The sequence below is a fragment of the Parolsenella sp. genome, assembly GCF_982402205.1.
In genome coordinates, this window is sequence record NZ_CEVYAT010000065.1 from 1 (window position 1) to 8,365 (window position 8,365).

8 protein-coding genes are annotated in these 8,365 nt (G+C 69.4%); 5 read left to right on the forward strand and 3 right to left on the reverse strand.

Annotation, left to right across the window (positions count from 1 at the left end; translation table 11 throughout):
• Both AC1VTH_RS04805 and AC1VTH_RS04810 read right to left on the reverse strand, forming a co-directional pair.
• Nucleotides 1–987: ABC transporter permease (locus tag AC1VTH_RS04805; RefSeq protein WP_481334996.1), on the reverse strand; the 987-nt coding region annotated here is incomplete at its 3' end.
• Between the two features lie 7 nt (nt 988–994).
• Entirely contained in the window at nt 995–2,626 is a 1,632-nt protein-coding gene (locus AC1VTH_RS04810; protein WP_481334998.1) for an ABC transporter substrate-binding protein, read from the reverse strand.
• A gap of 224 nt (nt 2,627–2,850) precedes the next feature.
• On the opposite strand from AC1VTH_RS04810, the gene larE reads away from it, so the two are divergent.
• The 5 genes from larE to AC1VTH_RS04835 all read left to right on the forward strand — a co-directional run bounded on the left by larE (nt 2,851) and on the right by AC1VTH_RS04835 (nt 7,575).
• Nucleotides 2,851–3,588 (forward strand): ATP-dependent sacrificial sulfur transferase LarE, encoded by a 738-nt coding sequence (gene larE, locus AC1VTH_RS04815; RefSeq protein WP_481334999.1) that lies wholly within the window; start codon nt 2,851–2,853, stop codon nt 3,586–3,588.
• A complete protein-coding gene (gene larB / locus AC1VTH_RS04820; protein ID WP_481335001.1) occupies nt 3,589–4,377 on the forward strand; it encodes a nickel pincer cofactor biosynthesis protein LarB in 789 nt (262 codons plus the stop codon).
• Nucleotides 4,378–4,384: 7 nt separating this feature from the next.
• Nucleotides 4,385–5,848, forward strand: a complete 1,464-nt coding sequence (larC, locus tag AC1VTH_RS04825) for a nickel pincer cofactor biosynthesis protein LarC (RefSeq protein ID WP_481335002.1) — start codon at nt 4,385–4,387, stop codon at nt 5,846–5,848.
• A gap of 2 nt (nt 5,849–5,850) precedes the next feature.
• The gene (locus tag AC1VTH_RS04830) at nt 5,851–6,408 is read left to right on the forward strand and encodes a TetR family transcriptional regulator (RefSeq protein ID WP_481335003.1); all 558 of its coding nucleotides are present in this window, start codon (nt 5,851–5,853) and stop codon (nt 6,406–6,408) included.
• A 138-nt stretch (nt 6,409–6,546) separates the two neighbouring features.
• A complete protein-coding gene (locus AC1VTH_RS04835) occupies nt 6,547–7,575 on the forward strand; it encodes a dipeptidase (protein WP_481335004.1) in 1,029 nt (342 codons plus the stop codon).
• Between the two features lie 102 nt (nt 7,576–7,677).
• Here the strand turns inward: AC1VTH_RS04835 and AC1VTH_RS04840 are convergent.
• Nucleotides 7,678–8,365: HAD-IIB family hydrolase (locus AC1VTH_RS04840; protein WP_481335005.1), on the reverse strand; the 688-nt coding region annotated here is incomplete at its 5' end.

The window sequence follows — 8,365 nt, forward strand, 5'->3', positions numbered from 1 at the left end:
ACCCAGCCCCGCCGTGACGGCCGCCTGGCCCAGCCCCGGGTACGAGAAGACCTGCTCGACCAGAACCGAGCCGCCAAAGACCTCGCTCACCGAGGCGAGCTCGATGGTGAGCGCCGGCAGCACGAGGTTGCGCAGGCCATGGCGAAGAAGCACGCTCGCACGGCTCTCGCCGCGGCTCGCCGCGAAGCGCGCGTAGTCGCTGTCCATGACCTCGATGGTCTTCTCGCGCGTGTGCAAAGCAATGCTCGGCATGTTCGAGACGGCCAGCACCAGCGCCGGCAGGATGAGGTGGTACAGGTGCGCGGACAGGCTCACCTGGGAGGCGGCCACGCCAACGGGTGCCGAGAAGCCCAGCGGGAACCACCCAAGCCACACCGAGAACACGACGAGCGCCACGAGCCCCAGCCAAAGCGCCGGGGTCGAGGAGAGCAGGTAGCACAGGACGCAGGCCGCGCGGTCGAGCGCGCCGCCCTGGCGGGCCCCCGCCGCGACGCCCAGCGCGAGGCCGCCCGCGCCCGCAAGCGCCCACGCCACGAGCATGAGCGCCGCCGAGCTCGCGAAGCGCTCGCCCACGACCTGCGCCACGGGCTCGCCAAAGCGCAGGCTCTCGCCAAAGTCGCCACGAAGGGCGCCCGCGAGCCAGTGGCCATAGCGCTCCCACAGCGGCGTGTCGTGGCCCCAGTAGCGCGCGAGCTCGGCGCGCTGCTCGGCCGGCATGCGCGCGTAGGAGACCTGCCCCACGTTGGCACGCACCGGGTCGACGGGCGAGGCGGCCACCAGCGCAAAGCTCACCACGCTCGTGGCAAGGAGCAGCGCCACGAGGCGCAGCAGGCGCGCGGCCCAGCGCGGCATGCGGCGCGCTCGCGAGAGGGGCGCGGCGGCCGTGGCGACACCCGCGGGTGCATTCTTCTCGGCCACGCCAGCAGCTGCGGCCGGCGCAGCGCCCACAGCCACGTCCTTCTCGTCCAGATTGTCTGCCCCAGGCATGCCCACGCTACTGCCAGCTCCAGCGGTCAACGTTGTTGAGCACGCTCCAGCCGTGGCCGTGGGGCTGCAGCTTCTGGCGGGCAACCACGAGGTTGTCGCGACGCCAGTAGAGGTGGCTCACGTTGGCAAACCACACCCAGGTGGCGTCGGCCGAGGGCGCGATGCCCGTGGTGCCGTCGAACTCCGAGCTCTGCCACAGCGGGTAGCTGCTCTCCACGTCGTCGGTTGCGAGTGCGGCGTCAAGCGCGGCGTCGACCGTGGGGTTGCTGTAGCAGGAATAGTTCATCGTTCCGTCCGTGTGGCTCAGCTCGTAGACATCGATGGGCGAGTTGGAGCCCCAGCCCCACATGATGGGGTCGCTGAACTCGTGGGGGTAGAGGTCGTCCCACGAGCCGCCGTGGACGTTGACCTCGATGCCCACCTGGCCCATCTGCGCGGCGAAGGCGGCCGCCATGGCCTGGCGCACCGAATCGCTCGCGGGATAGTAGAGGTCGAGCGAGCAACGCAGGCCCCCGCGGGCATAGACGCCGTCGTCGCCGCGGACCCAACCCGCCGCCTCGAGCAGCTCGCGGGCGTGGTCGGGGTCGTAGTCGCAGCGCATGTCGGCGCTGGCCCAGGGCATGCCGTCGCCAATGCTGTAGGCCACGCTGCCGTAGCCGCCGAGCACCTCGTCGACGATGCCCTGGCGGTCGCACGCGAGGTTGATGGCGCGGCGCACCTCGACGTTTGCCGTGACATCGTTGCCGGCCGGGTAGGTGGCCTCGCCGTCCTGGCGCGTGGAGCCGGCGGGTATCACCGGCAGCTGGATGCCGCGCGAGTCAACGGACTCGTAGGCGTCGAGCGCATAGCCGTCGATGTCCTGGTTCGCGATCGTGGCCGAGGTGTAGGCCATGTCGACCTGCCCCGCGCGCACGGCCGCAAGGGCCGCGTCCTCGCCCATGAAGACCACCACGACGCGCTCGATCTGCGGGGCGTCGCCATAGTAGGAGGGGTTGGCCTCGAGGATGGCCTGCTGCCCGCGGTCCCACTGAGCCAGCTGGTAGCGGCCCGAGCCAATGGGGTTCGCGCCGTAGTCGTCGTCATAGGCGTGCTCGGGCACGATGCCCATCACGGCCAGCGTGTAGAGCAGCGCGTTGAAGGGCTTGGTGAGGGTGAGCACCACGGTCGTGTCGTCGGGCGCGGCGGCCTGCGCCACCATCGAGAGGTCTGCCTGCGCGTTTGGCGAGGACTTGATCGTGTTCACGGTGAAGACGACGTCCGAGGCCGTGAGCGGCTCACCGTCGCTGAAGGTGACGTCACCGCGAATCTTGAACGTCCAGGTGAGGTGGTCGTCCGAGCAGGAGTACTCGGTGGCGAGGTCGTTCACGAAGTTCATGTCCTCGTCGGTGGCGATGAGGGTCGACTGGATGAGCGGCTCGTGCACGTGCTCGCCGCAGCCCCAGTCGACGCAGGGGTCAAAGCCGGCGGACGGCTCGTTCTCGGCGCTCATGGCAATCGTGACCTGGCGCGTGGGGGCAACGCTCGTGGCAGCCGGCGCGTCGGCCGTGCCGGATCCGCCGCAACCTGTAAGCACGCTCGCCATGGCCAACGCGGTCCCCTCAACGAACGTGCGCCTACCCATGAGTCTCTTCTTGGCCATGCTAGCTCCTTCCAAATGAGACGAGGGGACTGCCCCGTCTCACCCATGTCTTCGGCGCCCTCGCCACGGCTGTGACGATGTGCACCAATTATGTCCCTTAAAGTAACTTTCAGAACGAATCTGTACTATCGTTCGATAGTATCTGAACAAAGAGAACGAAATGTTCCGTAACTTGCGCTCACGCAAAGCTGAACGCCAGCCGCGAAACGGGAAGGGTCACCACCATGCAGTTTGACCTCGACAAGAGCGTTCGCTATGGCCTCGCCTATTCGGGAGGCGTCGACTCGTGCTACCTGCTCGCGGAGCTGCTGCGCGAGGGCTATGACGTCAAGGCCTACACCATCCTCGACGACCTGCAGATCACCCGCGACACCGACGACTCGGTGACCATCGCCAAGATGCTCGGCGCCGAGCAGCAGATCATCCCCATCAACATCTGGGAGGGCCACGAGGACCTGCGCGCCAACCCGCATGACCGCTGCTACCACTGCAAGTCGATGGTCTTTGGCACCATCCTCGAGCACATGCGCGCAGACGGCCGCACCGTCCTGCTCGACGGCACCAACGCCAGTGACCGCGAGGACCGCCGCCCGGGCTTTAGGGCCATCCACGAGCTGGGCGTCGTGTCGCCCCTGCGCGCGACCGGCCTCACCAAGGACATGGTGCGTAAGGAGTCTGCCAAGCTGGGCCTGCCCACGGCCAACAAGCCCAGCTATGCCTGCTACGGGGCCTACTTCGAGCAAGGCGAGGCCATCACGCCCGAGTCTTTGCGCAAGACCGTCGACAAGTTCATGAGCTCGCACCCCGACGCCGCCGACCGCGTGCGCACCGACGGCAACATCGAGCCGAGCCCCGCAGAGGCCAAGGCCCTGCGTCTCGAGAACGAGCGCGCCCGCACGGCCCGCGAGCGCGACGCCGCCAAGGCCGCGGCCGCCAAGGGCGAGCAGGGCGGCGAGAACTAGATGGACAAGGCAGAGCTCGAAGAGCTGCTGGGGCGTGTCGCCGCAGGCAGCGCCAGCGTGGCCGACGCCCTCGCACGCATCCAGACCGCCCCGGTGGCAGACGTGGGCTACGCGCGCCTCGACCTTGCCCGTGGCGTTCGCCAGGGCGCGGGCGAGGTCGTCTACGGCGAGGGCAAGACGGCCGGGCAGATCGCCGGCATCGTCGACGCCCTCGAGGGGGCGGGCCAGCGCCGCGTGCTCGTGACGCGCCTCTCCCCCGAGAAGTGCGAGCGCGTGCGGGCTCTCTCCGCCCGCGCGGACCTACTCGACTACCACGAGGATTCCCGTCTGGCGATCGTGGGCGGCCTTCCCGAGCCCAGCGGCAATGGAACCGTCGTGGTGGCGTGCGCCGGCACGAGCGACCTGCCCGTCGCCGAGGAGGCGGCGCTCACCGCCGAGTTTCTCGGCAACCGCGTCGAGCGCATCTGCGACGTGGGCGTGGCGGGGCTGCACCGCCTGCTCGCCTGCACCGAGCAGCTCGCCCGCGCGCAGGTCATCATCGCCGTCGCCGGCATGGAGGGGGCGCTTGCGAGCGTCATCGGCGGCCTCGTGAGCTGCCCGGTCATCGCCGTGCCCACCAGCGTTGGCTACGGCGCGAGCCTGGGCGGCGTCGCGGCGCTGCTGTCGATGCTCAACTCCTGTGCGAGCGGCGTGAGCGTCGTCAACATCGACAACGGCTTTGGCGCCGGCTACCAGGCAAGCCTCATCAACCACCTCCCGGGCGCGGCCGCGCCCGGCAACGACCGTTAGGAGCATCATGGGAAGGACCCTGTACCTCGACTGCAGTTCCGGCATCAGCGGCGACATGACGGTCGCCGCGCTTCTCGACCTGGGGGCCAGCGAGGAGCACCTACGCCAGCAGCTCGCGACGCTGCCGGTAAGCGGCTTTGACGTCGTCGTGACGCGCGTGAGCAAGAGCGGCCTTGCCGCCTGCGACTTTGACGTGTGCCTCGCCCACGGCCTTGAGAACCACGACCACGACATGGCCTGGCTCTACGGGCACGAGGGCGCTCACGAGCACGCGCACGATCACGGGGACGAACACGATGCAGAGCACGAGCACGCGCATGAGCACGATGCCGAGCACACGCACCACCACGAGCACGCGTGCACCGTCGAGCTCGGCCACGACCACCTGGCCGAGCACGACCACGGCCACCATCACCACCACGGCCACGCGCACGCGCACCGCTCGATGGCCGACGTCCGCGTCATCATCGAGGGCTCCCAACTCACCGCGCGCGCCCAGGCGCTCGCCCTCTCGATCTTTGGCAAGCTTGCCGAAGCCGAAGCCGCCGCGCACGGCGCCACACCCGACACTGTGATGTTTCACGAGGTGGGGGCCGTCGACTCCATCGTCGACATCTGCTCGGTCGCCATCTGCCTCGACGACCTCGACGTCACCGACGTCATCGTGACGAGCCTCTCCGAGGGCCACGGCACCATCCGCTGCGCCCACGGCGTCATGCCCATCCCCGTGCCCGCCGTCGCCAACCTGTGCGCCGCCGCGCGCATCGCGCTTGTCCCCGCAGACGTCGCCGGCGAGCTCGTGACCCCCACGGGCGCCGCCGTCGTGGCCGCGCTGCGCACGGGCAGCCGTCTGCCCCACTCCTACGCCATCGAGCGCGTGGGCTACGGCGCGGGCAAGCGCCCCTACGAGGGCTGCTCGGGCGTGCTGCGCGCAATGCTGCTCGCCCACTCCGGGAGCACCGACGCCGGTGACGGCGACCGCGGCGTCGTCACCAAGCTCGAGTGCGACCTCGACGACTGCACGGGCGAGGCCCTCGGCCACGTCATCGAGCTGCTCATGGCAGCCGGCGCCCGCGAGGCCCACGCCATCCCGCTCGTCATGAAGAAGGGGCGCCCGGGCCACCAGCTCGAGGTCATCTGCAACGACGAGCTCGCGCCCGCCCTCGAGCGCATTATCTTCGAGAACACCACCACCATCGGCATCCGCTCGCACGAGGAGCGCCGCCACGCGCTGCCGCGCACGCCCAGCACGGTCGAGACGCCCTTTGGCCGCGTCGAGACCAAGCGCGTCGTGATGCCCGACGGCAGCGTGCGCGCCTATCCCGAGTACGCGAGCGTCGTCGCCGCCAGCGAGCGCACGGGCGCGTCGTTCCAGAACGTCTTCGCCGCCACGCAGGCCGCGGGGCTCTTTGCCAAGGCAGGCGAGGCCACGCCCGTCTCGCCCACGCCTGGCGACGGCATGCGGGGCTAGCCGTGGACAAGAGGAGACAGCGCAGCCGCGAGGCCATCCAGCAGGCATTCGTCGAGCTGCTCGACGAGCAGGGCTACTCGCGCACCACGGTGCAGGACATCATCAGCCGCGCGGGCGTGGGGCGCGCCACGTTCTACGCGCAGTTCCACAGCAAGGATGACCTACTCGAGGCCCAGGTCTGCGACGTGTGCTGCCACGCGTTCGAGCCAAGCGGCGAGGTGGGCGCCAGCCCGCTCGCCCAGACCGAGCACGTCCTCGCGGGCCTGCACAGAAGCGAGAGCGGCCTGCGTGAGCTCGTCTCGGGCAACGGCTCGGAGCGCTTCGCCGACTGCCTGCGCCACGCCATCGTGCGGCGCGCCAGCGAGCGCATCCCGGCGCGCCCGGCGGGCCCCGCGGCCTCGATGAACCGCTCGATCCTCGAGCACCACATCGCCGCGAGCTTTGTGGGGCTCGTGCGCTGGTGGGCCTGGCACGACTTTGCGATGAGCGCGCACGACGTGGCGCTCAACTACCTGCGCGTGATTCTGCCGCTGTTTGGAGAAGAGCCGCCAACGGAGTAAAACGGATGCGTGCGCGTCCCATTTGGGCGCGCACGCATTTTGCTATCCCGCGCCCGCGCACGCCGCGCAGACACCACGCACGCACCACGCGCACGCCGCGAGCCCGCGCCCCAAGCACCCGCAACCCGAGGAGCACTGATGACCTACCCCGTCTTTGACATGCACTGCGACACGGCAGACCGCCTGGCCTGGCAGTTTCTCAGCGACGACCTCAAGCAGGCCTGCGGCATGGACTTCTACGGCCCCGGCGACGCAGACGACCCGCAGGGCTGCCGCTCGCTCGCCCAGAGCCACTGCCACATCTCGCTCGAGAAGATCGGCGCCACGCCGTGGGCCCAGTGCTTTGCCTGCTACGTCCCCGACGCCCTGACGCCCGCACAGGCGGCCGCGTTCTACGACGCGGTGAACGCCCACCTCGACGCCGAGGTCGCCGCGAACGCCGCGGTCGTTTTGCCCGTCACGTCTGCCGCGCAGGTTCGTGAGGTGCTTGAGGACGCCGGCGAGCCGCACGTGGCCGCCGTCCGCACCATCGAGAACGCCCGCATGTTCGCCGCAGACCTCGGGCTCGTCGAGCGCTACGCCGCCCGCGGCGTGCTCATGGCATCGTTCAGCTGGAACGCCGCGGGCCCGCTCGCGAGCGGCCACGACACCCACGAGCACCTCTCCGAGCTGGGCCGCGACGCCCTCGCCGAGATGGAGCGCAACCGCATCGTGCTCGACGTGAGCCACCTCAACGACGAATGCTTCACAGACGTCGCGGCCGCGAGCAGCCGCCCGATCGTGGCGAGCCACTCGAACTCCCGCGCCGTATGCCCGCACAAGCGCAACCTCACCGACGACCAGTTTGCCCGCATCCGCGACTGCGGCGGCGTCGTGGGCCTCAACTACTGCGACAAGTTCCTCTCGACCGAGGTGCTCGAGGGGCACGCCACCAACGTGTCGTTCGACGAGATAGCGGCCCACGTCGAGCATTGGCTTGACCTGGGTGGCGAGAACGTCGTGGCGCTGGGCGGCGACCTCGACGGCGCCTCCGTGCCCAGCCTGCTCGACGGCACCGACAAGATGGGGGCCTTCCAGCAGCTCCTCGAGCAGCGCTTTGGTGCCACCATCACGGCCAAGCTCTGCTACGGAAACGCCCTCGCCTTCTTCGAGCGCGCCTCGCACTAGCCGTCTGGTCCGCCTTAGCCAAAAACGCCGGGAGCCCGCATCGCGGACTCCCGGCGTTCTCACATGTGGCAGGGCCATTCGCAGATTATTGGCTACAAGCCCCTACGCGCGCTTCTCGAACTTGGCCAGCAGGCGCTCGAGCTCCTCCTCGACCGTCTTGGCGCGACGGCAGCGCGGCGCCAGGTCGAGCATCGTGTCGAAACACGGGTCCATGAGGTAGGGGTGGCCTACCGCCTCGAGCATCTGACGGTCGTTCTCGGCATCGCCAAAAGCGGCCATGTCGGCCAGGTCGATGCCCAGCACCTCGCCCAGCTCGCGGATGGCCGAGCCCTTGTTGACGCCGCGCATAATCACGTCGATCCACTCGGCGCCCGAGGTTACGACCTCGCAGTCGCGGCCAAAGCAGTCGGCGAACATCTCGCGCACCTGCTCGTTGCGCTCGGGGTCCACCGTGAACGACACCTTGATGAGCGCCTCGCGCACGTCCTCGGGGCGGCTCACGGCGCTGATGTCGTAGCCCTTCGCGGTACGCATGTGCTCGATGAGCTCGGGCGTCTTCTCGCTCGCATAGGCGTGGCGCTCGCCCGACAGCACGTAGGCCGCGCCCGGCGTCTCGTCGATGAGGTGGCAGATGTCGAGCGCGAGCTCGCGCGGCATCGTGTGGCGCACGAGCGTCTCGCCCTGCCAGACGACCTCGCCGCCGTTCTCGCACAGGTAGCCAATGCGATCGGCCACCGGCTCGAAGAGGTGGCGCAGGCTCGCGTACTGCCTGCCGCTCGCGGCCATGAAC

Coding starts and splice junctions, on each gene's coding strand:
- AC1VTH_RS04810 (WP_481334998.1), bottom strand. CDS start 2,626: ATGGCCAAGAAGAGACTCATGGGTAGGCGCACGTTCGTTGAGGGGACC.
- larE (WP_481334999.1), top strand. CDS start 2,851: ATGCAGTTTGACCTCGACAAGAGCGTTCGCTATGGCCTCGCCTATTCG.
- larB (WP_481335001.1), top strand. CDS start 3,589: ATGGACAAGGCAGAGCTCGAAGAGCTGCTGGGGCGTGTCGCCGCAGGC.
- larC (WP_481335002.1), top strand. CDS start 4,385: ATGGGAAGGACCCTGTACCTCGACTGCAGTTCCGGCATCAGCGGCGAC.
- AC1VTH_RS04835 (WP_481335004.1), top strand. CDS start 6,547: ATGACCTACCCCGTCTTTGACATGCACTGCGACACGGCAGACCGCCTG.